This is a genomic window from Rhizobium leguminosarum (assembly GCF_010668065.1).
Taxonomy (GTDB): domain Bacteria; phylum Pseudomonadota; class Alphaproteobacteria; order Rhizobiales; family Rhizobiaceae; genus Rhizobium; species Rhizobium leguminosarum_S.
In genome coordinates this window covers 146,939-169,439 of sequence record NZ_WUEN01000004.1, presented here as the reverse complement: position 1 = coordinate 169,439, position 22,501 = coordinate 146,939, and the positions used below count along the sequence as shown (strand labels likewise).

Here is a 22,501-nt window from a genome sequence, read left to right as displayed (position 1 = left end):
ACCTTGCCCTTTCCGGGGCCTAGATCAGCAGGATGATCGATGCCGCATTCTCCCATCTTCCGGTGCTTGAGCCGGGCAGCGTCTGGCTCGTCGGCGCCGGTCCCGGCGATCCGGGGCTTTTGACGCTGCTCGCCGCCAAGGGGCTTTTCGAGGCCGACGTCATCGTCCACGATGCGCTGGTCAACGAGGAATGCCTGGCGCTGGCGCGGCCGGAAACGCTGGTGGAATATGCCGGCAAGCGCGGCGGCAAGCCTTCGGCGAAACAGCGCGACATTTCGCTGCGGCTGGTGGAGCTGGCGCGCGCCGGCAAGAAGGTGCTGCGGCTGAAGGGCGGCGATCCCTTCGTGTTCGGCCGCGGCGGTGAGGAGGCGTTGACGCTGGTCGAACACAATATCCCCTTCCGCATCGTGCCCGGCATCACCGCCGGTATCGGTGGGCTCGCCTATGCCGGCATTCCGGTGACGCATCGCGACATCAACCATGCCGTGACCTTCCTCACCGGCCATGATTCCTCCGGCATCGTACCCGACAGGATCAACTGGGACGCGATCGGCCGAGGTTCGCCCGTCATCGTCATGTATATGGCGATGAAACATATCGCGGAGATCAGCGCCAACCTGATTGCCGCCGGCCGGCTGCCGACCGAGCCCGTCGCCTTCGTCTGCAATGCCGCCACCGGCCGGCAACAGGTGCTGGAAACGACGCTCGGAGAGGCGACCGAGGCTGTTGCGGCTTCCGGGCTCGAACCGCCTGCGGTGGTCGTCGTCGGCGAGGTGGTGCGGCTCAGGGCCTCGCTCGATTGGCTCGGTGCACTCGCAGGACGGCGATTGCAGCCCGACCCGTTCCGCCAGTCAGGCAAGGTGCGGGCATGAGCGGCCTCCTGATCGCAGCACCATCCTCCGGCGCCGGCAAGACGACGGTGACGCTCGGTCTGCTCCGGGCGCTTCGCCGGCGCGGCATCGCGGTCGCGCCCGGCAAGGCCGGCCCTGACTATATCGATCCCGCCTTTCATGCGGCCGCAAGCGGCACGCTCTGCCAGAATTTCGATCCCTGGGCGATGCGCCCGGAACTGATCTCGGCCAATGCCGCCCTTCACCGCTCCGGCGACCGCATCCTCGTCATCGAGGCGATGATGGGACTTTTCGACGGGGCGGCCGACGGAAAGGGAACGGCGGCCGATCTCGCCGCCCAGCTCGGGCTTTCCGTGGTGCTCGTCGTCGATGCCTCGCGCATGTCGCAGTCGGTCGCGCCGCTGGTTTCGGGCTTTGCCGGTTTCCGTGCCGATGTCCGCGTCGCCGGCGTCATCCTCAACAAAGTCGGCAGCGACCGGCACGAAGCGATGCTGCGACAGGCGCTCGAAGCGATCCGTATGCCTGTCATCGCCGTCATCGGCAGCGACAAGGCGCTTTCCCTGCCGGAGCGCCATCTCGGCCTCGTCCAGGCCGGCGAACATGCCACGCTCGACGCATTCATCGATCATGCGGCGGATGCGGTCTCCGAGGAATGCAATTTCGAATTCCTGCTGCGCATTGCAAAGCAGGGTCTCAATCGTCCGTCGGCGGCCAATATCGACCGACTGCCGCCGCTGGGTGCTCGGATTGCCGTGGCGCGCGACATCGCCTTTGCCTTTTCCTACGAGCATATGCTGCTCGGCTGGCGCCGCCGGGGTGCTGCGATCTCCTTTTTCTCGCCGCTCGCCGACGAGCCGCCGGCTTTGGATGCCGATGCGATCTATCTGCCCGGCGGTTATCCCGAGCTGCATGCCGGACGGCTGGCAGAGGCGCAGAATTTCCGCGCCGGCATGCTCGATGCGGCAGCGCGCGACATCCGGATCTACGGCGAGTGCGGCGGCTACATGGTGCTTGGCGACGGGTTGATCGACGCGGAGGGCAAGCGTCATGAGATGCTCGGCCTGCTGCCCGTCGTTACCAGCTATGCCGAGCGGAAACGCCATCTCGGCTATCGCCGCGTTGTGCCGCTCGACGGCGCCTTCTTTGCGCGGATGATGACGGCCCATGAATTCCACTATTCCAGCGTCGTCTCCGAGGGCGAGGGCAAGCGGCTTTTTCAGGTGCAGGATGCGCTCGGAACCGACCTGGGTGCCGCCGGTCTCAGGCGCGACCAGGTGGCGGGGTCCTACATGCATCTGATCGATCTGGCCGGAGCAACGGCTGCATGAGCGCACCGATCGTCCATGGCGGCGGCGTCACTGCCGCTGCCGCCGCTTTCGGCGGCAGGCCGGAAGATTGGCTCGATCTTTCCACCGGCATCAATCCGTGCCCCGTCGCGCTGCCTGACATTCCGGCGCGAGCCTGGCACCGCCTGCCGGACAGGCACCTCGTCGATGAGGCAAGGCGCGCGGCGCGCGACCACTACGGTAGCGGCAAGATTCTGCCGCTGCCCGTGCCCGGCACGCAATCGGTGATCCAGCTTCTGCCGCGCCTCATCGAGGCGGGCAGGCGGGTCGCCGTGACGGACAACAAGATCGCCGTGACGGACGAACGCGTCGCCGTGGTATCGCCGACCTATGGCGAATATGGGCGCGCCTTCGCCTCGGCGGGTTTTGCCGTCGATGCGGTCGGCGATGTTGCGGCGATCGGGGCCGGGCATCGGCTGGCTATCGTCGTCAATCCGAACAATCCTGACGGGCTGATATGGCCGGCCGAAAAGCTGATTGCCCTGCACGACAGGATGAAGGCAGCGGACGGACTTCTCGTCGTCGACGAAGCCTTTGGCGATACCGATCCGGCGCTCAGCCTTGCATCCCGTGCGCCGCAGCTTTCCAACCTCATCATCTTCCGCTCCTTCGGCAAGTTCTTCGGGCTTGCCGGCCTGCGGCTCGGTTTTGCGATTGCGCGGGATGATATTCTCGCACGTTTCGAGGACTGGCTCGGCCCCTGGGCGGTCTCCGGCCCGGCTCTTTCGATTGCAGCTTCGCTGCTACGCTCGGATGCCTCTCCGATCCGCGGCCGCATCGATGAACGCAGCGCCGGCCTGCATGCAGTGCTGAAGGGCGCCGGGTTGCGGATGACTGGAGGAACGGCGCTCTTCACCCTTGTCGCCGATGCGAGAGCCGGCGACATTTACACGCATCTCTGCCGCCATCATATTCTCGTCCGCAAGTTCGACTATGCGCCGGATTGGCTGCGTTTCGGGCTGCCGCCCGATCCGGCGGCAGACAGGCGGCTTGGCGAAGTCCTTCAGAGATTTGAGCGATGACGATCGACGAAAACCTTCTGGTACTGCTTCTGGCGCTGCTGCTCGACCGGATCGCCGGCGATCCGCAATGGTTGTGGTCGCGGATGCCGCATCCCGTCGTCATGTTCGGCGCGGCGATCTCTTATGCCGACCGGCAGCTCAACCCGGCAAGCCTCACCGGCTCGCAACGCCGAATGAATGGTATCGCCGCCATCCTGGCGCTGCTTCTGGTGGCGATAGCCGCAGGCTTCGTCTTCAACCGGTTCTTCGCGCTGTTCGGCCTTGCCGGCATCTTGCTGGAGACCGGGCTGGTGGCGATCTTCCTGGCGCAGAAAAGCCTTGCCGATCACGTCGCGGCCGTCGCCGTCGCCTTACGCGACGAGGGGCTTGCCGGCGGGCGGACCGCCGTTTCCCGCATCGTCGGACGCGATCCCGAGACGCTGGACGAGCCAGCCGTCTGTCGCGCGGCGATCGAAAGCCTTGCCGAGAATTTCTCCGACGGCGTCGTGGCGCCGGCGCTCTGGTATGCCGTCTTCGGCCTGCCGGGGCTCTTCGCCTACAAGATGCTGAACACGGCGGATTCGATGATCGGCCATAAGTCGGAAAAATACATCGACTTCGGCTGGGCTGCCGCCCGGCTCGACGACGTCGCCAACTGGCCGGCCGCGCGCCTCTCCATCCTGCTGATCGCCGCCGGCGCCTGGATCCGGCGGGGAACAAGCGCCGGCCGTGAGGCGATCCGCGTGGCGATGCGCGACGGGGCCTTGCACCGCTCGCCGAACTCCGGTCGGCCGGAGGCGGCCATGGCAGGCGCGCTGAATGTCCAGCTCGCCGGGCCGCGCATCTATGGCGGCGTCATCGTGCGTGAACCGATGATCAACGACACGGGCCGCGACGTGGCGACCTCAGGCGACATCGAGGACGGCGTATCGGTGTTTTATGCCAGCTGCATGGTGCTCGCCGGTGTTACGTTCGGGCTTTTCTTGTGTTTTCTGTAGAGGCGGCAGGGTACGACCACGCCTCGGTAGACAGCTCCCACTCAAACGTTTATGCGAAACGCCTCCTACCTCCAGACCGGAAGCAGAGCGATGACAGTTCAGGTTGAATTACCGTGCCCGAAGTGCAAGAGCACCAAGATGAAGTTCGAGCGTCCCGAGATCCGGGAGACCGACATCATCACCTGTGCCGCCTGCGGCCATAATCTCGGGACCATGGCCTCGATCCGCGAGAAGATGAACAAGGCCTACCAACAGCTCAAGCAGCCTTCGGCGAAGCGCAAGCTTCAATAAGCCTGCGGCGCATCCGCTTGCTGCCATGCGCCGTTAAAATTGTGATTACCATTCGGATTAAAGCAATCTAATAAGTATTGCCGTAGTCTCTCTTTGTGAGGGCGCAATTAAGCTGCGCGAGTTCGAAGAGGGGCTATGATGAAGACGATTTTGGCGGCTGCGGCCGCAAGTTTATTGCTGCAGTTTTCTCCTCTTGCCGCTCAGGCAGCAACGCTGGTCGCCAATATCAGCATCGGCAAGCAGACGATGACTGTTTCCGAGAACGGCTTCGTCAAGTATCGCTGGAAGGTTTCGACTGCGCGCAACGGCTATGTCACACCGACCGGTTCGTGGAGCGCCAAGTGGCTGTCACGCGATCACCGCTCCAGGAAATACGACAATGCGCCGATGCCGTACGCTGTGTTCTTCAACGGCGGTTATGCCGTTCACGCCACCTTCGACCTGAAGCGCCTGGGCCGGCCGGCCTCGCATGGCTGTGTTCGCCTGCATCCCGACAATGCCGCCCAGTTCTTCTCGCTGACGCGGCAGGCCGGCCTTGCCAATACCCGCGTGGTCATTACGCGCTAACCCAACGGGTTATGCGCCGCGCTAACCGAACGGTTTATGCGCCGCGCTGATCCTTCTTATGCGCTGATCATCCGCTCCAGTTCATCCATGTCGGGGACGATGATATGTCGGAAATTCTCGATGCGAATGACGCCGCTCTTGCGCAGCCTGGTCATCTGGCGGCTGACGGTTTCGATCGTCAGCCCGAGGAAGTCGGCGATCTCGGCGCGGGATAACGGCAGGTCGAAGGCGGTGCTCGTGGCCGTTTGCGGCTCGGCGTGGGTGGCGATGAGGTGGAGCAGGCTTGCGACCTTCTCCTCGGCGGTGCGCCGGCCGAGCGTCAGCATCCATTCGCGCGCGGCATCCAACTCCTTCAGCGCCTGATCGTGCAGGCTGCGCTGCAGTTCCGGCGTCTCCGATATCATGCGGTCGAGCAGGTTGCGCGGGAAGACGCAGATTTCGGAATTGGTCGCAGCCTCGGTCGACAGCGTGCTTTCGCGCACGAAGGGCCTGCCGACGAAATCGGGGGCGAATTGCAGGCCGACGATCTGCTGGCGCCCGTCCGGCATCACCTTGCAGAGTTTCACCACCCCGCGCATGATGTTCGAATAGAAAGAGCTTTCCGAGCCTTGAGCGATGATCTCGCTGCCGGCATCGACCTTGCGGCGCAGCGAGTGGCGGCCGAGTTCCCGGAGCTGGCTGCTCGACAGCGCGCCGCAGACGACGCCGTGTCGCGCCTGGCAGGAACGGCAGGCGACGAGAGTGCCGGCGTCGAAAACCTCACTGCGTGCGACGTCCATGTCCTGATCCCTTCGAAATCCGCGTGTGCCGTGTGGCTGCGCATGCTGGGCATACCCTAGACGATTACGCCGCGATTGCGGGTTCGGCTATCCCGATTTCTTCCAGCGCGGCTTGATGATTATCAATTTCGCCGGGATCGCGATTTGATCCAGATCAAAGTTTCCGTGCCCTGGCTGTTGTTGGAAGCGCCTGCGCCGAGAAGAGGCCGTCTGCGGGTTTGATTCGGACAGCTTCTTCGCCTCGCCGAGAGGGCGGGCTTTCTAAAGCGGCATCGCCTCGCGCCTTGCGTGACGGCAAAGGCCGGCATTCCATTGCTGTTTAGGCAACACCCAGCCGGCAAATTGCCGCAACGCCGGGACGAAAGCATTGGCTTTTGAAATGGATTTGCCTATGAGGGGGTTTAAATCGTCATTTCATGAGGTACAGCGCGTGACCGCTACATTCGATAAAGTTGCCGACATTATTGCAGAAACCAGCGAGATCGACCGCGCGACGATCACGCCGGAGAGCCATACGATCGACGACCTCGGTATCGACAGCCTCGATTTCCTCGACATCGTCTTTGCGATCGACAAGGAATTCGGCATCAAGATCCCGCTCGAAAAGTGGACGCAGGAAGTCAACGAAGGCAAGGTTTCCACCGAAGAATACTTCGTGCTGAAGAACCTCTGCGCCAAGATCGACGAGCTCAAAGCAGCCAAGGCCTGAGCGATATAACAGTCTTTTTTGAACGCCCTGCCGCCCTGAATATGGCGGCCGGGCGGTTTCGTTCCTAACTAGTGCATGCCGCCCAAAAGTGCGCAGCGGTTTTGGGACAACGGCATGCATAAAACAAAGACCTAAACTGCGAACCAGACGCGCTTTAGGCGTTACCGGCGGGCGGATCTGGCCTGTCGGGCCGGAGGATCCGAATGCTGCTGGAATATTTCCAGATGATTGACCGCGTCGAAGCGGTGGACCTGAAGAAGGGCACGCTCAAGGCGCGATCCGTCGTGCCGGCCAAGAGCCCCGTCTTCGAGGGTCATTTTCCCGGCATGCCGCTCGTTCCCGGCGTGCTCCTGATCGAGACCATGGCCCAGGCCTCCGGCATGCTGGTGCTTGCCGTCACCAATTTTGCCGCCATGCCCTTCCTGATGACGGTCGACGGCGCCAAGATGCGCACCTTCGTCGAACCGGAAGCCGTGCTCGACATCGAGGCGGTGCTGGAGCATGACGGTTCGGGTTTCGCGGTCACCAAGGCTAAAATCACCAGCGGCGGCAAGAAGGTCTGCGATGCGCAGCTGAAACTGCGCACCATGCCGTTTTCCGAGGTGCCGCTCGGCGATATCGTGAAGAAACGTGCCGGCGAGATCGGGCTTCTCGAAGCGATCGCGGCGCAGGGAGTGATTGGATGAGCAAGGCTGCAAACGACGTCGTCATCTCGGGCATCGGCATCGTCACCTGTCAGGGCGTCGGCAAGGACGCGCATATCGCGCTGCTTTCGGCCGCGAGCACCCCGAAGGCGATCGTCGAGACCGAAAAGTTCAAGCCCTATCCGGTGCATCCACTGCCCGAGATCGACTGGTCGCAGCAGATCGCCAAGCGCGGCGATCAGCGCCAGATGGAGAACTGGCAGCGCATCGGCGTCTTCGCCGCCGGCCTTGCGCTTGATGATGCCGGTTTCAAGGACGATATCGAGGCCTGCGGCACGATGGACATGATCGTGGCGGCCGGCGGCGGCGAGCGCGATATCAATGTCGACACACTGATCGTCGACGAGGCGCTGAAGCGCAATGATCGCGAGTTGCTGCTCAACGAGAAGCTGACGACTGAGCTGAGGCCGACGCTGTTTCTCGCCCAGCTTTCCAACCTGCTCGCCGGCAATATCTCGATCGTGCACAAGGTCACCGGCTCGTCGCGTACCTTCATGGGCGAGGAAGCAGCCGGCATATCCGCCGTCGAGACCGCCTTCTACCGCATCAAATCAGGCGAATCCTCGCATGCGCTTGTTGGAGGCGCCTTCGCGGCCGAGCGGCCTGACATGATCCTGCTCACCGAAGCGATCGGCGCCCATGCGCGCGGCGACTGGGTGCCGCTCTGGTCGCGCAAGCCGAGCGACGGCGGCGGCATGATCACCGGTTCGGCAGGCGCCTTCCTGGTGCTCGAATCGCGCAAGCATGCTGAAGCCCGCGGCGCCCATATCTATGCTGTCATCGACGCGGTCGAGGGCGACCGCGGCAACCGCAATTCCGGCAATCTCGAAGTCCGGCTGGAGCGGCTTTTGGCACCGGCTGCCGGGCTTGCCACTGAGAGCACGGCGATCTTTTCCGGATCGACCGGCATGCACGATCTTGCCGCCCGCGAGCGGGCGGTGCTCGAACATCAATTGCCCGACGTAGCAATCCGCGGCTTCGGCGGGGTCACCGGCCATACGATCGAGACGCAGTTCACGCTGGGTCTGGCGCTTGCAGCCCTTGCCGTCGACGGTAAGGCCAAGGTTCCGCCGTTCGACGCCGCCCATGAGGCGCCGATGCGGGCAGGCGCCACCGCCGCCGTCGTGACCACGGTCGGACACCAGCGCGGCGAGGGCGTTGCCGTTCTTTCCGCAGATGCGTGAGGAGTGAGAGATATGACAGCTTCCGCTTATAGAGATCACCTCGGCCGTCCGATCGTGGCGGTTACCGGCATGGGCATCATCACCTCGCTCGGTCAGGGCCTCAGCGACAACTGGGCAGCGCTTTCGTCAGGCACGTCGGGCATCCACGAGATCAACCGTTTCCCGACCGAGGGCCTGTCGACGCGGATCGCCGGCACCGTCGATTTTATCGGCATCCCGGTGCCGAACGCCGTCGAGCGCTCCTATGCCTTTGCCCGCGAAACCACGATCGAGGCGCTTGCCGATGCCGGCCTGTCCGGCGATTTCAATGGCCCACTATTCCTCGCCGCCCCGCCGATCGAGCCCGAGTGGAGCGCGCGTTTCGAGCTTGCCGACCGTTCGCCGGCCTCCGACCATCCGGGGGATGCCTATGAGCGCTTCCTGACGGCGCTGCGCCAGCGTCCGGATCCTGCCTTCCATGAGGCGGCCCTGTTCGGTGCGATTTCCGAGCGCCTTGCCGACCGGTTCGGCACCCGCGGCCTTCCCGTCACGCTGTCGACCGCCTGCGCCTCCGGCGTCACGGCGATCCAGCTCGGCATCGAGGCGATCCGCCAGGGCCGCACCGATCGCGCGCTGACGGTCGCGACCGATGGATCGCTGAGTGCCGAAGCGCTGATCCGCTTCTCGTTGTTGTCAGCTCTTTCGACACAGAATGATCCGCCGACCAAGGCTTCCAAGCCGTTCAGCAAGGATCGCGACGGCTTCGTCATCGCCGAAGGTGCGGCGACGCTGGTGCTGGAATCGCTGGAATCGGCAGTCGCCCGCGGCGCCAAGGTGCTCGGCATCATGAAGGGCGCCGGCGACAAGGCCGACAGCTTCCACCGCACCCGGTCGTCGCCCGATGGCGGCCCGGCAATCGCGACGATCCGCGCGGCCCTTGCCGATGCCGGCATCGACGAGAGCGGCATCGGCTACATCAATGCGCACGGCACCTCGACGCCGGAGAACGACAAGATGGAGTATGGCGCGATGTCGGCCGTGTTCGGCGATCGGCTCGTCGGCATTCCGGTTTCGTCGAACAAGTCGATGATTGGCCATACGCTGACGGCGGCGGGCGCCGTCGAGGCGGTGTTCTCGCTGCAGACGATGCTGACCGGAACGCTGCCGCCGACGATCAATTACAACAACCCCGATCCGTCGATCGTTCTCGATGTCGTGCCGAACAAGAAGCGGGAAGCCCAGGTTTCAGCCGTGCTTTCCAACTCGTTCGGCTTCGGCGGGCAGAATGCCAGCCTTGTCATGGCGCTCGAACCGGCTTAAGCGGTTCGCGACAATTTCAAAACAAGAAGACCGTCTTGAAGGCGAGGGATTTTGCCATGCGCGCTTTGCAACTGATCGACGACCGCAAGCTTGAGATCACCGACCTGCCGGAGCCGGAAGCTCCTGGTGCCGGCGAGGTGACGCTGCGCGTCAAGGCGGTGGCGCTCAACCATATCGACGTCTGGGGCTGGCGCGGCATGGCATTCGCCAAGCGCAAGATGCCGCTGGTCATCGGTGCGGAAGCCTCCGGCGTGGTGGAATCGATCGGGCCGGGCGTCGCCAACGTGCTGCCGGGCCAGCTCGTCTCCATCTACGGCGCGCGCACCTGCGGCCTCTGCCGCCCCTGCCGCGAAGGCCGCGACAATCTCTGCGAACATGTCTCGGGCGTGCACGGCTTCCATCTCGACGGCTTTGCGCAGGAGAAGGTCAACCTGCCGGCGCGCCTGCTGGTGCCGGCTCCTCCCGGCGTCGACGCGATCGGTGCGGCGCTTGCTCCGGTCACTTTCGGCACGGTCGAGCACATGCTGTTCGACAATGCCAAGCTTGAGCCGGGCGAGACGATCCTCGTCCATGCCGGCGGCTCCGGCATCGGCACGGCGGCGATCCAGCTTGCCAAGAAGATCGGCTGCACCGTCATCACCACGGTCGGTTCGGACGACAAGATCGAGAGGGCCAAGGCGCTCGGCGCCGATCACGTTATCAACTACCGCACCGACCGTTTCGAAGGCGTGGTGCGCAAGCTCACCAAGAAGAAGGGCGTCGACGTCGTTTTCGAACATGTAGGCAAGGACACCTGGGCAGGCTCGATGCTCTGCATGAAGCGCGGTGGGCGCCTCGTCACCTGCGGCTCGACCTCGGGTGTTTCCACTGAGATGAACCTGATGATGCTGTTCCAGCAACAGCTGAAGCTCTTCGGTTCCTTCGGCTGCCGCATGGAGAACATGGCGAATGCGATGCAGAAGATGGGCCGCGGGCTGGTCCATCCCGTCATCGATACCGAAGTCAGCTTCAGCGATATCGACAGGGCATTGGAGCGGATGGAATCGCGCCAGATCTTCGGCAAGATCATCCTGAAGATGGATTGACCGCGTGAAGCTGTTCATCACCCGGATCGTTCTGGCGCTCAGGAATTTCCAGCAATGGCTGGTGGCTCAGCTGATGTTCGGCTTCATGAATTTCCTGAAGCTGTTTCCGGCCGACGGCGCGATCCGCTTCGCCGACGGGATGATGCGCCGCCTCGGCCGGCTGACCAGCCGACACAGACTGATGCTGACCAATCTGCGCAACGCCTTTCCTGAGAAGAGCAAGGCCGAGATCGAGGAGATCGCGCTCGCCAGTTGGGGCAATATGGGCCGGCTTGCGGCGGAATACGTCTTCCTCGACCAGCTGTTCGACTATGATCCCGAAAAGTCGGAGCCGGGCAGGGTGGAGGTGTCGGGCGTCCCGATCTTCCTCGACCTGCGCGACAATCCGCGCCCCTTCATCGTCTTTACCGGACATACCGCCAATTTCGAGCTGCTGCCGGTGGCGGGAGCCGCCTTCGGGCTCACCGTGACCGTGCTCTTTCGGCCGCCGAATAATCCTTATGTCGCCAAGAAGGTGTTCGACTTCCGGAGCGCCCGCATGGGCAAGCTGGTGCCCTCGCATGCAGGCTCGTCTTTCGCGCTCGCCCGTCAGTTGGAAGCAGGTCAGGGCGTGGGCGTGCTGGTCGACCAGAAATTCCGCAAGGGGCTGAAGGGCACCTTCTTCGGGCGCGACGTCAAGACCAATCCGCTGCTGCCGAAGCTGGTGCGTCAGTTCGACTGCGAAGTCTATCCAGCGCGCTGCATCCGGCTGCCGGGAAATCGCTACCGGCTGGAAATCGAGCCGCGGCTGGACATGCCGCGCGATGCCAAGGGCAACCTCGACCTGCCGGCCGCCGCCCAGCTGCTCAACGACAAGGTGGAAAGCTGGGTGCGGGAATATCCGGAACAGTGGCTCTGGTATCACGACCGCTGGCAGATCAAGCAGACGCTCGCGCCTTAGAATAGGATGCTCCAGAATAATAGTTGGAGCATGATGTCGCCCGAAAACCGCTGACACTTTTCGGCATCATACTCTAAAAAAGGTCCACCCCCATTTATCAGCGGTGAAAAGCGGCAGGTGCTCTCGGATTGAAACTGAGGGCACTTCATGTTATCCGTCACCACCAAGACGCGAATAATGTCTACCGGAAGGCGCATTTTTGGGAGATGCAGCCATGTGAGGTTTCGGACTCGTCTCTTGGGACAATGGGAGTGGAGGCGTCTTGCTGGAGCTTTTTCGAGCTTTTTCCTTGCGTTGCGTGCAAATCGAGGAAGCCATACGCCTGGGCGACGATCAACGCGTCACGGCGCTCGACCGCCATGTCGAGCCGCTGGTCGAGGCAATCCTCGCCTGCCGGGCAGTCAATCTGCTCGAAGTCTACATGCAGCTACAGTTTGTGAGCCATCTGATCAGCCAGGATGCCGACGACAGCGCCAGCGTCACGGAGCACACGTCGGTGCTTTCCTACCTGCTCGACCGCTATTTCGGGGCTCATGGGCCGGACTGGCGCGTGCCTTCGCCGCAGGATGTGCGCATCGAGCCGCCGCCAGCCTATGTGCCTGATACCGACAATGGCCAGTTCCTCAACGCGGTAATCCTGGAAAGCCTGCCGGATCGCGTGGCGGTGCTGACAAGGGACTATCGCTACCTCTATTCCAATCCAGCCAACAGCGCCCATCTCAACAGGAAGCCGATGGAGCTCATCGGCCGTCACCTTTCCGAATTCATCGGCGAGGAGCGGTTTGCCGAATGCGCCAAGCATAAGCTCGACGCCTGTTTTGCCGGCGAACAGATCGACTATTCCTATGAGCGCTCGGCGGGCAGCGGCAAATCGCGGCAGGTGCGCTGTCGCATGTCGCCGCTGCGCGATGCGGGCGGTACGGTGATCGGCGCCCTGCTCGTCATGGAAGATCTCGATCGGCTGTCGCAGGCTGCCTGATCTAGGTCGGCAGCCTGACCAACTCGGCTGCCTCGGGCAGTCTGGCTAAGCAGCCGCCCAGACGGCAAGCTCGTAACCATCGCGGTCGAGGAAGTGGAAGCGACGGCCGCCGGGAAAATCGGTGATCGGCCGGCAGATCGTGCCGCCGGCTCTTTCGACTGAGGTCAGCACTTCTTCCAGATCACTGGCATAGACGACGACGAGCGGGCCGCCGCCCGGCCGCACCGGTCCGAAATCGGAAAAGCCGCCCTTCAGCCGGCCATCGTCGAATTCGCAATAATTGGGGCCGTAATCGGTGAAGCGCCAGCCGAAGGCCGAGCCGTAAAAAGCTTTGGCGGCAGCGATGTCGGCGACGTTGAATTCGACATAATCGATACGGCGATCGTGGTTTTCTGTCTTCTCGGCCATCTATCTCTCCATCAGGGCTTTCAGCATGGCGAGATCCTTCTCGACATGGGCGGCATCGGCGGAAAACTGTGTGTCGGTCATGCCGGGTAGGCGCAGCAGCGTGAACATGACCTCGCAGCCATCGCCGTTCGGCACGATGCGCAGAGCATTATAAACCCTTAGGCCGGATTCGATCGTCACCGTATGGTCGATCACGCCGAATTCATTGGCAGGAACGAAGCTCACCTTGACGCTGCCGAGAGCGCCGTGGGCGATCCAGTCGGCGCCGTGAGGCTCTAAGCCGGTCGCAAGGCCGGAGGCCCAGAGCGGCATGTTCTCCGGCTTGCCGGCGAAGTCATAGACGTCGCGCCAGTCGCGCTCGATCGACCGGTGGATGATTTTCGCGGGCATTGTCGACATGGCTTGCAGGTCCCTGGCATTTGGTTTCGTCAGAATAACAGACCGGCCAGCAGCGTCTTGAACAAAACGGTCAATCGGCTCTTTGCCGTATGCTGAGCTGGCCGAGAATGACGGCAGGTGTCAGCGTCGAGAGCTCGCCGACCTCGCGTGTCATGTGGGGCTGGTCGGCAAAGCCCGCTTCGAGCGCAAGGCGGGCAAGCGGCATCGCGCCCGACCTGCGGCAGAGGTCGAGGAAACGCTGGAACCGGCGAATCCGTTCCAGCGTCTTTGCGCCGTAGCCGAAATGGTGATGGCAGCGGCGGCGCAGCTGCCTTTCACTCATGCCGAGGCGGTCGAGCAGGCCGGACACCGGGCGAGCATTGTCGGCGGCGGCGAAGATCATGGCGGCGTCGCGGGCTGGCTCCTCCTCATTGCGCGCGGTCTCTTCGAGCAGGCGGCTAAACAGCGCCGTGGCGGCCGGGGGGTCGAGACAATCCGCAAGCCGCGCTTCGAATTCGGCGGTGTCCTTTCGGCCGATTTCAGCAAGGGGCACCGAGCAGCCGACCAGTGCCGAGAGCGGCGTCTTCAGCCAGGGTGCTGCGGCGCCGGGCGCAAAACGTGCGCCGATGACAGTCGCGCCCGGCCGGATGACGGGAAAGGCCGCTGTCCGGTCAGGGCCGGCGACGACCAGCCGGCCGTCGATCCAGAGCAGGTCGCAATAGCCGTCCGGCACGATCGCCACCATTGCCGGCGGTCCGTCATGCAGCGCATGCGACCAGAGGCGGCTGAAATGGCGTCGCAGCGCCGGCGGCGGCATAGCCTCGCGGTACTGGCCGGCGCGGGCCGCCAGGAGAGCCGTATCTTTTCGTCTTCCCGATGACAATGCGATATCTCCCGATGCCCTGATGATAACATGAGATAGGGCATTGCGGGCAGGGCGCACGAAAAACTCAGGGCTTCCGGACTGGGCGCCAGCCGGCGGGTTGTCGGACAAGCGGCGATATTTGCAAGCTTCATTTCATTGGCTTTTGCGAACCGATTAGACCCTTGCGAGACTTGCCGTTTGACCGAGACAGTGCCACAACACCGGTCCAAATGACACATCGGAGGTTTGTCGTGGAAAAGGCAGAAATCGGACTGATCGGCCTTGCGGTCATGGGCTCCAACCTGGCGCTCAACATCGCGGAGAAAGGCAATAAAATCGCGGTCTTCAACCGCACGCCGGAGAAAACCGACGAATTCTACGAAAGCGCCGGCGATCTGAAGAAGCAGATTATTCCCTGCAAGACCATCGAGGAATTCGTCGATGCGATCCGGCCACCGCGCCCGATCATCATCATGATCAAGGCGGGCGAGCCCGTCGACCAGCAGATGGAGCTGCTGCGCCCGCATCTCTCCAAGGGCGACATCATGATCGATGCCGGCAACGCCAATTTCCGCGACACCGTCGCCCGCTTCGATCGGCTGAAGAATACCGAGCTGACCTTCATCGGCATGGGCGTTTCCGGCGGCGAAGAAGGTGCGCGCCACGGCCCGTCGATCATGGTCGGCGGCACTGAAGAGTCCTGGAAGCGCGTCGAGAAGGTGCTGACCTCGATTGCCGCCCGTTACAATGACGAGCCCTGCGTCGCCTGGCTCGGCAATGACGGCGCCGGCCATTTCGTCAAGACCATCCACAACGGCATCGAATATGCCGACATGCAGATGATCGCCGAAATCTACGGCATCCTGCGCGACGGCCTCGGCAAGAGTGCCTCCGAAATCTCCGGCATCTTCGGCGAATGGAACAAGGGCCGGCTGAACTCCTACCTGATCGAAATCTCCGAGAAGGTGCTTGCCGCAACCGATCCGGTTTCCGGCGGGCCGATGGTCGATATGATCCTCGACAAGGCCGGCCAGAAGGGTACCGGCAAGTGGTCGGCGATCGAGGCGCAGAATATGGGCATTCCGGCAACGGCGATCGAAGCCGCGGTCGCCGCCCGCAGCCTCTCCTCGATGAAATCGCAGCGCGAAGCCGCCGAGAAGATCTTCGGAACGCAGGCCGTGTCCTTCCCGATCGCTTACGGCCCCGAGCTCAACAAGGATCTCGAACTGGCGCTGTTTGCCGCCAAGATCGGCGCCTATGCGCAGGGCTTCGCGGTGATGGCGGAAGCGTCGCGCGAGTTCAACTGGTCACTGCCGATGCCGACGATTGCCAGGATCTGGCGTGCCGGCTGCATCATCCGCTCGCAGTTCCTCGACGAGATCACCTCGGCCTTTACCAAGGCGCCTGATGCTGCAAACCTCATCGTCACGCCAGCCTTCTCCGACATGGTCAAGGAATCGGTCCCGGCGCTGCGCCGTGTCGTCGGTGCCGCGATTGCCGCCGGCCTGCCGGTGCCGGCGCTGACCTCGGCGCTGACCTATTTCGACGCCTATCGCCAGGGCAGGGGAACGGCAAACCTCATCCAGGCACAGCGCGACTTCTTCGGCGCCCACGGCTTCGACCGCCTTGATGGTAAGGATTTCCACCACGGCCCCTGGGGCAGCGGCGCCTCGACCTTCTGAGGTTTTCCAATTTTTCAAGGAGAGGCCCGGCCACAGTGCCGGGCCTTTTGCTGAGATGCCGCGGCCGAGAACCCGGAGATCTAAATGACGAGCATTCGGATAGCCGCCGCGCAGACGCCGGAATTTCGGGAGAATGTCGGAGCGGCCTTGGATTATGCGGTTAGGGTCGCGGCGCTCGCCGAGGCTGATGGCGTGGTCCTGCTGGTCTTTCCAGAAGGTTTTCTGCAGGGCTACCTGACCGATGAACGATCGGCGCGGCGTGTTGCCCTCGATCTCGCATCGGCCGAGTTCGCGGCGGTCCTGGATCGGTTGCCGAAGTCGGGACCGGTGCTGGTCATGGGGCTGATCGAGATCGATGACGGGCGATTGTTCAACACCGCCGTCGTCGTCGAGCGCGGTGTCCTCCTCGGCCGCTACCGGAAAACCCACCTGCTGCACGGCGAACGGGCTTTCGAGGCAGGAAAGGAGAGCCCGCTTTTTGCGATCGGTGCTCTGCGCTACGGGATCAACATCTGCTACGACACCAATTTTCCGGAAGCGGCCGCAAAAGTCGCCGCGTCTGGCGCCTCGCTGATCCTATGCCTATCCAACAACATGATGCCACGGGAAAAGGCGGAAATATTCAAGCCGCTGCATAATGCCGTTCGAGGTGAAAGATGCCGCGAGACAGGCTTGTGGCTGATATCGTCCGACGTAACGGGCGAGCGCGACGCGCGCATCGCCTGGGGACCGACGGCCGTGCTGGACCCGGACGGGCAGGTGGTGGCGCAATTGCCGCTGGAAGAGCCCGGCTTGCTGATCTTCGATTTTCCCGGTGGCGGTAAGGTATAGGCGGCTTGCGGCAGGTCCGAGGTGTTCGGAAAAAATGTAGGATTTAATCGTGTTGTGTGCGATAAGAATGCAGAAGCGAGAGTGACTATCCATGCGCACGACCCAATCCTTAAGCATCACCTTGCCGATCGAAATGGCTGAAATGGTCAAGGCAAAGGTCGCTACAGGCGAGTATGCCACCGAGAGCGAAGTCATCCGTGATGGGCTGCGTACTCTTGCTGCGCGTGATGCTGCGGTCGAGCGTTGGCTCCGTGAAGAGGTCGCGCCTGTTTATGATGAGCTCAAGGCGCATCCCGAGCGAGCAGTATCCCTTGACGATGCTTTCGAAGGGTTCAACAAGCGCATCAAATCCACCGTCGCCAAAACCAAAAGATGAAATATACCGTCCGGCTGAGTGTCGCTGCGCAACACGACGTCGAGGCACTATTAGATTACCTTGTGCCGGTCGCAGGGGAGGCTGTCGCGCAAGGCTATGTTGACCGCCTTCGATCATTTCTGGAAGGTTTTCAAAGCTTTCCAAAGCGAGGAACGGTTCGAGACGAGATCCGCGCCGGCTTGAGGATCGTTGGCTTTGAACGTAGCCTGAGCATTGCGTTTACCGTTGAAGCAGAAACCGTCTACATCCTCAGGATCATGTCCGGCGGGCAGGAACTGAAGCTTTACGAGGAGTGATGTTAGCGGTCGCAGAGCCAACTGCGGCACCCTGTGACGACGGCAACTTTGACGTTTTGGAGCTGATTCTCTGCGGAATTCGGAATTCTGCGACCCTGGGTGGGGATCGCATCCGCGTTCCCCACCCAGTTCCCATTGGTCTGACTAGATCGGTCGGCCAACGTCAATACGGTTGCCGTCGGGATCTTCAAACACAAAGGCCCGCAATCCGTAGTCCTTGTCCTGAAGGCTCTTGATGATTCTCAGCCCATATTGCTGGCAAACCGCGTGCAAGGCATCGACATTGTCGACCATCAGGTGGGCAACATTGAAGTCCGCAGCCTTGTGGTTCGGCTGCAAGGTGAGATGCACTTCGCCCTGATCGCGCTTCAGGATCATGAAGCCGACAGGATTGCCGTTCTCGAATGTTTTCTTGAAGCCGAGGACATTGGCGTAAAAATCATAGGCCTTGGTCATGTCCTTGACCGGCAGCATGGCGGCAATTCGTCCGAAACGAACACCGTGATCGGCGATATCATTCATCGCAGAACCTCTGATTGCGAAGACGCAGATACCCTTCGGACGGTGCCGACAGAGATGGTACGCTCCGATGTTTCGATCAGCAGGACGGTGCCCACGAGCTTAGGTCTATAGCCTCGAAATCTTCTGCGGAAGAGGGGTAGCGGAAACCCCGCGAGATTTTCTGGGATCTACGACACTTCGTTTCAGTGGGATAAGACACTGTTTGTACAGGCAGCCCTGACGACAACGCGCTTGAGGAATTGACAGAGATGCTTATCCGAGACGAAACGCCTGATGATATCGATGCGATTCATGATCTGACCTCGACCGCCTTCAAGCCGATGCCCTACAGCGACGGTACGGAAGCGGAGATTGTCCGAAGACTTCGTGCGGCGGGCGATCTCAAGATATCGCTGGTGGCCGAGCAGGGCGGCGAGATTGTCGGGCATGTGGCGTTTTCGCCGGTGACGATCAACGGCGCGCATGACGGCTGGTTCGGGCTGGGGCCGATATCGGTCAAGCCGGAGAGACAGCGGCAGGGCATCGGCAAGGCGATGATTGCACGGGGTCTCGAATTGTTGAACGAGATGGGCGCCAGCGGATGCGCCCTGATCGGCAATCCCGAGATCTACAGCCGTGTCGGTTTCAGCAGCGATGGACAACTGGAGTATCTCGACCTCGATACGCGGCTCGTGCAGAGGATTGTTTTTCGCGGATCTCCGCCAAGCGGGACGTTGCAATTCGCCTCGGCATTTGAAAGCTAGAATATTTCGTTCAACGGCCGAAACTCCAAACCCAACCTGACAGAGAAGGCGACGACATGTCCGAAGCGGGCGCGATAACCATTCGAACCGAGCGTCTCAAGCTCCGCATGCCTGACATCGACGATTTCGCTGCCTATGCTGAGATCATGGCGTCGCCGCGATCCATCGGAATGGGTGGTCCGTTCGATCTGCGCGCGGCGTGGGGGATGTTCTGTCACGACGTCGCTCTGTGGCAGCTTTTCGGGCACGGAGCGCTGACGGTCGAGCTTGGCGAAACCGGCGAATGCGTCGGTCAGGTGGGGATCAATCACGGACCGCTCTTTCCCGAAAAGGAATTGGGCTGGTTCGTCTACGAGGAATACGAGGGCAGAGGCTATGCGACCGAAGCGGCCTTGGCGCTGCGCAACTGGGCCTTCGCGACGCTCAAGCTGCCGTCGCTGGTCAGCTATATTGCTCCCGGCAATGCTGCATCCGCTGCCGTTGCCGAACGGCTGGGCGCACGCCTCGATCCTGCTGCACCCAGAGATGACCCTAAGGATCTGGTTTATCGTCACTTCGCTTCCTGAACGGAGATCATGGTCCTGGGCACACTGCGACTGGTTGCAGACGTCTCAGTCCCTACATGTTGATCGGTTAGGGAATCGGGCTCTGCAAGAGATGGGGATATCGGATGACAGGCGAGAAGCGGGAACACTGGGACGAGGTCTATCGGACGAAATCTGCCGACAGCGTCAGCTGGTATCAGCCGACGCCCGGGCCTTCCTTGCAGGCGCTTGACGAGCTGCAACTGCCGGCCACGGCCTCGCTGATCGATGTAGGCGGCGGCGCATCGAGCCTTGTCGACCGTCTTGTCGAGCGCGGGTGGTCCGACCTCACCGTCCTCGACATCGCCGCGCCGGCGCTCGAAGTCGCCAAGGCGCGACTGCGGGATGAAGCCGCCCGCATCACCTGGGTGGTTGCCGACGTCACGTCATGGCAGCCCGACCGCCATTACGATGTGTGGCACGACCGCGCCGTTTTTCACTTCCTCACCGAACCCGAGCAGCGGCTGGCCTATCGTCGAGCACTCGAAACCGGCACGGCGCCGGGCAGCGTCGTGATCATCGCGACCTTCGCGCCGGACGGGCCGGAACGGTGCAGCGGCTTGCCGGTCCAGCGTTACGACGCGGTGGCGCTTGCGACCGAATTCTCGTCCACCTTCGCGCTTCAGCGTGACTGGCGGGAGGAACACACGACACCCGGTGGCGGCCGGCAGTCGTTCCAGTGGTGCGTTTTTCGCAGGTGCTGACGATCTCGTCTACTGCTGCCTCGTTTCCCGAGAGAGGCAGTCGAGGATGAAATCCGCCCGGTCGGCGACCGCAATTTTCGGCAGCATGACGACGTCGTAGCCGAGCATCGGATAGATGGCGGCAAGTCGATCATATTCGGCGACCGCCTCGTCGAAGCCATGGCGCCGCTCGGGGTCGGTCGTGTAGATTTCGGGCCATGGCGGCGTGAGAAAAACTCTCTGGTGATAGCGGTGGGCGACGCCCAATTTTTCCAGGATCGGTTCTCCGGTGAGGTGTTGGTGCGCCGCCGCCGCATCGATCAGCCCACGGTCGAAAAACGTCCAGCCGGACTGCTCACGCGCCGCCTTGTGGTCAGCCATCGCCATCTCGATTGCGCGGCGGGCAAAGGCTGCCATGTCGACCCAGGGCAGGGCTGCACCGTCGCCTTCGAGTTCCTGCTTGACGATCCGTCGGCCGGGCTCTTCGACGGTGGTATGACCGCGGGCGGCAAATTCCGCAATCAGTGTCGATTTTCCACCGCCGGAACATCCCGAAATCAAGACCAACCTGTTCATGATCAAGCTCCCGTCTCAGGCGGCCCGTCGGGCCCGCGCCAGGCCGTGGTCCACGAGGCGGTCGATGATTTCGGCGTAGGTGACGCCACTTGCCGCCATCGCCTTGGAATACATGCTGATATCGGTGAAGCCGGGGATGGTGTTGATTTCATTGACGAGGAACCGCATGTCATCGGTCAGGAAGAAGTCGATGCGGGCCATGCCGTCGCAACCGACGGCCCGGAAGGCCCTTGCGGCCACGTCGCGCATGGCGGTCTCGACCTCCTGCGGCAGTTCGGCCGGCACTTTCAGCGCCGCACCTTTCTCGTCGATATATTTGGCATCGTAGCTATAGAAACCGTGGCTTTCCGCCGGCACGATCTCGCCCGGCCGTGAGACGAAGAGTTCTCCTGCCGCATCCTCCAGCACGCTGAATTCGATCTCACGGCCGCGCACGAATTCCTCGGCGAGCAGCGTACGATCGTGGCGGAAGGCCTCAGTAAGGGCAGGCGCAAATTCCTGGCTGGCATGGACCTTGGCGACGCCGACCGACGATCCCTGCCGCGCAGGCTTGATGAAGAGCGGCAGGCCGAGCTCATTTTCGAGGGCTGCTAGCGAAGGGGCGGCACCCTCATGGATCGTCACCGCGCGCGCCACCGGTAGGCCCGCTGCCCTCAGCAGGCGTTTGGCGATGTCCTTGTCGAGCGCTGCGGCCGAACCGAGGATGCCGCAACCGGCGAGTGGAACGCGGGCCACCTCCGCCGCGCCCTGTACCGATCCGTCCTCGCCATGCTGGCCGTGGAGGACAGGAAACAGAATGTCGACCTTTGCTAGGTCATGCGGCGCGCCATGAGCTGGGATCGCCAGTACGCGGCCGCGCCCACCCGGGACCAGGCAGATTTCCGTGCCCGATGAAGGTGTCGTTAGCACGCCATCCTCAAAACTGCTTAGCAGCCATTGTCCGTCGCGGGTGATGAAGACAGGGACGGCATCGTATTTCTCGGGCTTGAGCGCGCCCATGACATTGGTTGCCGAGAGCACGGAAACCTCATGCTCGGCCGAGCGGCCGCCGAAGAGCACGGCAATGCGCAGCCTGTTTGGGGATGGGGTCATGAAAGCCTCCGAAACGATCTGGTGTTGAAAAGGGTCAGGCGTCGACCGATATGCCGCGATTGGCGAAGAAACGGTCGAAGACGGCAAGCGGCAGCGTCACATCGGCCTGGCTCGCAGCGTCGTGGCCGGACGGGTTGTGGAAACGGATCGTCTCGTCGCTGGCTGCCGTCACCAGCACCAGGTGTCCGCCCTTCGACGGCGGCTCGCGCTCCGGCCAGCGGATGCCCGAGTTCACCGAGGCGATGAAGAACCGCCGCTTCGCGAGATGCTCGGGAATGGCCGATGTTTCGACGCCGGTCATCGTCTCCGCGCTAAGCCCGAAACGGTCGGTGGCGAAGCGGACGAAGGGCGCGTAGACCAGCCCTTTGATCGAGGCATCGATCTCGTTGACGACATAACCGCCATAGGCGGTGCAGGCGCGGGCAAGCTCGAGGGTCGGATGGATCTCGCCGCGGGCAGCAAGGATCATCTTCAGGCAGGCCATGCCGCAGACATTGACCGCCCAGCGCGCATATTCCTCGATCGTCGCGGCTCCCGAATGGCGCCAGAGCGGATCGCCGAGCAGGGCCTGCGATCCCTCGGCAAGCACCGGCAGTGTCATGCCGGGTGTTTCCCATTGGCTGAAATAGGGCACGCCGCTCTGCTGCATCCTGTCGATATCCCCGGTGACTCGCCTCATGAGATGGCGGGCAATCTTGGCTTTTTTCGAACCGATGCACGCTGACGAATCCG

Annotated in this window: 28 protein-coding genes; 20 read left to right on the top strand and 8 right to left on the bottom strand. The window is 62.5% G+C overall.

Annotated features, from left to right (window positions below; translation table 11 throughout):
• Window positions 1–32 precede the first annotated feature (32 nt).
• The 6 genes from cobA to GR198_RS12870 all read left to right on the top strand — a co-directional run bounded on the left by cobA (window position 33) and on the right by GR198_RS12870 (window position 5,054).
• Complete coding sequence (cobA, locus tag GR198_RS12895) at window positions 33–872, top strand: uroporphyrinogen-III C-methyltransferase (RefSeq protein ID WP_164069093.1); 840 nt, start codon at window positions 33–35, stop codon at window positions 870–872.
• Window positions 869–2,179, top strand: a complete 1,311-nt coding sequence (locus GR198_RS12890; protein WP_164069092.1) for a cobyrinate a,c-diamide synthase — start codon at window positions 869–871, stop codon at window positions 2,177–2,179. Before cobA ends, GR198_RS12890 begins: the two co-directional genes overlap by 4 nt.
• Entirely contained in the window at window positions 2,176–3,219 is a 1,044-nt protein-coding gene (gene cobD / locus GR198_RS12885; protein ID WP_164069091.1) for a threonine-phosphate decarboxylase CobD, read from the top strand. Before GR198_RS12890 ends, cobD begins: the two co-directional genes overlap by 4 nt.
• Entirely contained in the window at window positions 3,216–4,196 is a 981-nt protein-coding gene (cbiB, locus tag GR198_RS12880) for an adenosylcobinamide-phosphate synthase CbiB (RefSeq protein ID WP_029870709.1), read from the top strand. The genes cobD and cbiB overlap by 4 nt, the downstream gene beginning before the upstream one ends.
• 90 nt (window positions 4,197–4,286) lie before the next feature.
• The gene (locus GR198_RS12875) at window positions 4,287–4,487 is read left to right on the top strand and encodes an ECs_2282 family putative zinc-binding protein (protein WP_029870710.1); all 201 of its coding nucleotides are present in this window, start codon (window positions 4,287–4,289) and stop codon (window positions 4,485–4,487) included.
• A 138-nt stretch (window positions 4,488–4,625) separates the two neighbouring features.
• A complete protein-coding gene (locus GR198_RS12870) occupies window positions 4,626–5,054 on the top strand; it encodes a L,D-transpeptidase (protein ID WP_032983804.1) in 429 nt (142 codons plus the stop codon).
• A 56-nt stretch (window positions 5,055–5,110) separates the two neighbouring features.
• On the opposite strand, the gene GR198_RS12865 is transcribed toward GR198_RS12870, so the two are convergent.
• Window positions 5,111–5,833 (bottom strand): Crp/Fnr family transcriptional regulator, encoded by a 723-nt coding sequence (locus GR198_RS12865; RefSeq protein WP_029870712.1) that lies wholly within the window; start codon window positions 5,831–5,833, stop codon window positions 5,111–5,113.
• Between the two features lie 430 nt (window positions 5,834–6,263).
• Here GR198_RS12865 and GR198_RS12860 point away from each other — a divergent pair, with 430 nt between their 5' ends.
• The 7 genes from GR198_RS12860 (at window position 6,264) to GR198_RS12830 (ending at window position 12,733) form a co-directional block, all read left to right on the top strand.
• Window positions 6,264–6,542, top strand: coding sequence for an acyl carrier protein (locus GR198_RS12860; protein WP_003540486.1), 279 nt, complete (start codon window positions 6,264–6,266; stop codon window positions 6,540–6,542).
• A 203-nt stretch (window positions 6,543–6,745) separates the two neighbouring features.
• A complete protein-coding gene (locus GR198_RS12855; protein WP_003540474.1) occupies window positions 6,746–7,228 on the top strand; it encodes a 3-hydroxyacyl-ACP dehydratase FabZ family protein in 483 nt (160 codons plus the stop codon).
• On the top strand, window positions 7,225–8,430 hold the full coding sequence (locus GR198_RS12850; protein WP_025394908.1) for a beta-ketoacyl-ACP synthase: 1,206 nt from the start codon (window positions 7,225–7,227) through the stop codon (window positions 8,428–8,430). Before GR198_RS12855 ends, GR198_RS12850 begins: the two co-directional genes overlap by 4 nt.
• 12 nt (window positions 8,431–8,442) lie before the next feature.
• On the top strand, window positions 8,443–9,729 hold the full coding sequence (locus GR198_RS12845; protein ID WP_003540471.1) for a beta-ketoacyl-ACP synthase: 1,287 nt from the start codon (window positions 8,443–8,445) through the stop codon (window positions 9,727–9,729).
• Window positions 9,730–9,785: 56 nt separating this feature from the next.
• Window positions 9,786–10,814, top strand: a complete 1,029-nt coding sequence (locus GR198_RS12840) for a zinc-binding dehydrogenase (protein ID WP_164069090.1) — start codon at window positions 9,786–9,788, stop codon at window positions 10,812–10,814.
• 4 nt (window positions 10,815–10,818) lie between these two features.
• The gene (locus GR198_RS12835) at window positions 10,819–11,754 is read left to right on the top strand and encodes a lipid A biosynthesis lauroyl acyltransferase (RefSeq protein ID WP_164069089.1); all 936 of its coding nucleotides are present in this window, start codon (window positions 10,819–10,821) and stop codon (window positions 11,752–11,754) included.
• Between the two features lie 262 nt (window positions 11,755–12,016).
• Window positions 12,017–12,733, top strand: coding sequence for a PAS domain-containing protein (locus GR198_RS12830; RefSeq protein ID WP_018074610.1), 717 nt, complete (start codon window positions 12,017–12,019; stop codon window positions 12,731–12,733).
• A 45-nt stretch (window positions 12,734–12,778) separates the two neighbouring features.
• On the opposite strand, the gene GR198_RS12825 is transcribed toward GR198_RS12830, so the two are convergent.
• The 3 genes from GR198_RS12825 to GR198_RS12815 form a co-directional block, all read right to left on the bottom strand.
• Window positions 12,779–13,141: a VOC family protein gene (locus GR198_RS12825; protein ID WP_003540467.1), complete on the bottom strand. Its 363-nt coding sequence runs from the start codon at window positions 13,139–13,141 to the stop codon at window positions 12,779–12,781.
• Window positions 13,142–13,540, bottom strand: coding sequence for a hypothetical protein (locus tag GR198_RS12820; protein ID WP_003540465.1), 399 nt, complete (start codon window positions 13,538–13,540; stop codon window positions 13,142–13,144). It abuts the gene before it with no gap.
• 70 nt (window positions 13,541–13,610) lie between these two features.
• Window positions 13,611–14,402, bottom strand: coding sequence for a helix-turn-helix domain-containing protein (locus tag GR198_RS12815; protein ID WP_164051863.1), 792 nt, complete (start codon window positions 14,400–14,402; stop codon window positions 13,611–13,613).
• 212 nt (window positions 14,403–14,614) lie between these two features.
• Here GR198_RS12815 and gndA point away from each other — a divergent pair, with 212 nt between their 5' ends.
• The 4 genes from gndA to GR198_RS12795 all read left to right on the top strand — a co-directional run bounded on the left by gndA (window position 14,615) and on the right by GR198_RS12795 (window position 17,569).
• The gene (gene gndA, locus GR198_RS12810; protein ID WP_204329163.1) at window positions 14,615–16,066 is read left to right on the top strand and encodes an NADP-dependent phosphogluconate dehydrogenase; all 1,452 of its coding nucleotides are present in this window, start codon (window positions 14,615–14,617) and stop codon (window positions 16,064–16,066) included.
• An 84-nt stretch (window positions 16,067–16,150) separates the two neighbouring features.
• Entirely contained in the window at window positions 16,151–16,897 is a 747-nt protein-coding gene (locus GR198_RS12805) for a carbon-nitrogen hydrolase family protein (RefSeq protein WP_164051865.1), read from the top strand.
• 91 nt (window positions 16,898–16,988) lie between these two features.
• Entirely contained in the window at window positions 16,989–17,273 is a 285-nt protein-coding gene (locus GR198_RS12800) for a ribbon-helix-helix domain-containing protein (protein WP_029870721.1), read from the top strand.
• The gene (locus GR198_RS12795; RefSeq protein WP_029870722.1) at window positions 17,270–17,569 is read left to right on the top strand and encodes a type II toxin-antitoxin system RelE/ParE family toxin; all 300 of its coding nucleotides are present in this window, start codon (window positions 17,270–17,272) and stop codon (window positions 17,567–17,569) included. Before GR198_RS12800 ends, GR198_RS12795 begins: the two co-directional genes overlap by 4 nt.
• A 144-nt stretch (window positions 17,570–17,713) precedes the next feature.
• Here GR198_RS12795 and GR198_RS12790 read toward each other — a convergent pair whose 3' ends face one another.
• The gene (locus tag GR198_RS12790; RefSeq protein WP_164047767.1) at window positions 17,714–18,091 is read right to left on the bottom strand and encodes a VOC family protein; all 378 of its coding nucleotides are present in this window, start codon (window positions 18,089–18,091) and stop codon (window positions 17,714–17,716) included.
• A 248-nt stretch (window positions 18,092–18,339) separates the two neighbouring features.
• Between GR198_RS12790 and GR198_RS12785 the strand changes: the two genes are divergently transcribed.
• The 3 genes from GR198_RS12785 (at window position 18,340) to GR198_RS12775 (ending at window position 20,122) form a co-directional block, all read left to right on the top strand.
• Window positions 18,340–18,834: a GNAT family N-acetyltransferase gene (locus tag GR198_RS12785; protein WP_164051866.1), complete on the top strand. Its 495-nt coding sequence runs from the start codon at window positions 18,340–18,342 to the stop codon at window positions 18,832–18,834.
• Between the two features lie 56 nt (window positions 18,835–18,890).
• Window positions 18,891–19,400: a GNAT family N-acetyltransferase gene (locus tag GR198_RS12780; RefSeq protein WP_029870724.1), complete on the top strand. Its 510-nt coding sequence runs from the start codon at window positions 18,891–18,893 to the stop codon at window positions 19,398–19,400.
• A 104-nt stretch (window positions 19,401–19,504) separates the two neighbouring features.
• Window positions 19,505–20,122: a class I SAM-dependent methyltransferase gene (locus tag GR198_RS12775; protein WP_029870725.1), complete on the top strand. Its 618-nt coding sequence runs from the start codon at window positions 19,505–19,507 to the stop codon at window positions 20,120–20,122.
• Window positions 20,123–20,131: 9 nt separating this feature from the next.
• Here the strand turns inward: GR198_RS12775 and GR198_RS12770 are convergent, their stop codons facing one another.
• Genes GR198_RS12770 through GR198_RS12760 form a run of 3 tightly spaced genes read right to left on the bottom strand, consistent with a single transcriptional unit; the run spans window position 20,132 to window position 22,418 of the window.
• A complete protein-coding gene (locus GR198_RS12770) occupies window positions 20,132–20,677 on the bottom strand; it encodes an AAA family ATPase (RefSeq protein ID WP_029870726.1) in 546 nt (181 codons plus the stop codon).
• Between the two features lie 15 nt (window positions 20,678–20,692).
• On the bottom strand, window positions 20,693–21,769 hold the full coding sequence (locus GR198_RS12765) for a D-alanine--D-alanine ligase family protein (RefSeq protein WP_029870727.1): 1,077 nt from the start codon (window positions 21,767–21,769) through the stop codon (window positions 20,693–20,695).
• Window positions 21,770–21,803: 34 nt separating this feature from the next.
• Window positions 21,804–22,418 (bottom strand): C39 family peptidase, encoded by a 615-nt coding sequence (locus GR198_RS12760; RefSeq protein ID WP_029870728.1) that lies wholly within the window; start codon window positions 22,416–22,418, stop codon window positions 21,804–21,806.
• Between the last annotated feature and the right edge of the window lie 83 nt (window positions 22,419–22,501).

Bases quoted from the DNA above. Each gene is read 5' to 3' on its own strand.
- cobA (WP_164069093.1), top strand. From the start codon at position 33: ATGATCGATGCCGCATTCTCCCATCTTCCGGTGCTTGAGCCGGGCAGC.
- GR198_RS12890 (WP_164069092.1), top strand. From the start codon at position 869: ATGAGCGGCCTCCTGATCGCAGCACCATCCTCCGGCGCCGGCAAGACG.
- cobD (WP_164069091.1), top strand. From the start codon at position 2,176: ATGAGCGCACCGATCGTCCATGGCGGCGGCGTCACTGCCGCTGCCGCC.
- cbiB (WP_029870709.1), top strand. From the start codon at position 3,216: ATGACGATCGACGAAAACCTTCTGGTACTGCTTCTGGCGCTGCTGCTC.
- GR198_RS12875 (WP_029870710.1), top strand. From the start codon at position 4,287: ATGACAGTTCAGGTTGAATTACCGTGCCCGAAGTGCAAGAGCACCAAG.
- GR198_RS12870 (WP_032983804.1), top strand. From the start codon at position 4,626: ATGAAGACGATTTTGGCGGCTGCGGCCGCAAGTTTATTGCTGCAGTTT.
- GR198_RS12865 (WP_029870712.1), bottom strand. From the start codon at position 5,833: ATGGACGTCGCACGCAGTGAGGTTTTCGACGCCGGCACTCTCGTCGCC.
- GR198_RS12855 (WP_003540474.1), top strand. From the start codon at position 6,746: ATGCTGCTGGAATATTTCCAGATGATTGACCGCGTCGAAGCGGTGGAC.
- GR198_RS12850 (WP_025394908.1), top strand. From the start codon at position 7,225: ATGAGCAAGGCTGCAAACGACGTCGTCATCTCGGGCATCGGCATCGTC.
- GR198_RS12845 (WP_003540471.1), top strand. From the start codon at position 8,443: ATGACAGCTTCCGCTTATAGAGATCACCTCGGCCGTCCGATCGTGGCG.
- GR198_RS12840 (WP_164069090.1), top strand. From the start codon at position 9,786: ATGCGCGCTTTGCAACTGATCGACGACCGCAAGCTTGAGATCACCGAC.
- GR198_RS12825 (WP_003540467.1), bottom strand. From the start codon at position 13,141: ATGGCCGAGAAGACAGAAAACCACGATCGCCGTATCGATTATGTCGAA.
- GR198_RS12820 (WP_003540465.1), bottom strand. From the start codon at position 13,540: ATGTCGACAATGCCCGCGAAAATCATCCACCGGTCGATCGAGCGCGAC.
- gndA (WP_204329163.1), top strand. From the start codon at position 14,615: ATGACACATCGGAGGTTTGTCGTGGAAAAGGCAGAAATCGGACTGATC.
- GR198_RS12805 (WP_164051865.1), top strand. From the start codon at position 16,151: ATGACGAGCATTCGGATAGCCGCCGCGCAGACGCCGGAATTTCGGGAG.
- GR198_RS12800 (WP_029870721.1), top strand. From the start codon at position 16,989: ATGCGCACGACCCAATCCTTAAGCATCACCTTGCCGATCGAAATGGCT.
- GR198_RS12795 (WP_029870722.1), top strand. From the start codon at position 17,270: ATGAAATATACCGTCCGGCTGAGTGTCGCTGCGCAACACGACGTCGAG.
- GR198_RS12790 (WP_164047767.1), bottom strand. From the start codon at position 18,091: ATGAATGATATCGCCGATCACGGTGTTCGTTTCGGACGAATTGCCGCC.
- GR198_RS12785 (WP_164051866.1), top strand. From the start codon at position 18,340: ATGCTTATCCGAGACGAAACGCCTGATGATATCGATGCGATTCATGAT.
- GR198_RS12780 (WP_029870724.1), top strand. From the start codon at position 18,891: ATGTCCGAAGCGGGCGCGATAACCATTCGAACCGAGCGTCTCAAGCTC.
- GR198_RS12775 (WP_029870725.1), top strand. From the start codon at position 19,505: ATGACAGGCGAGAAGCGGGAACACTGGGACGAGGTCTATCGGACGAAA.
- GR198_RS12770 (WP_029870726.1), bottom strand. From the start codon at position 20,677: ATGAACAGGTTGGTCTTGATTTCGGGATGTTCCGGCGGTGGAAAATCG.
- GR198_RS12765 (WP_029870727.1), bottom strand. From the start codon at position 21,769: ATGACCCCATCCCCAAACAGGCTGCGCATTGCCGTGCTCTTCGGCGGC.
- GR198_RS12760 (WP_029870728.1), bottom strand. From the start codon at position 22,418: ATGCAGCAGAGCGGCGTGCCCTATTTCAGCCAATGGGAAACACCCGGC.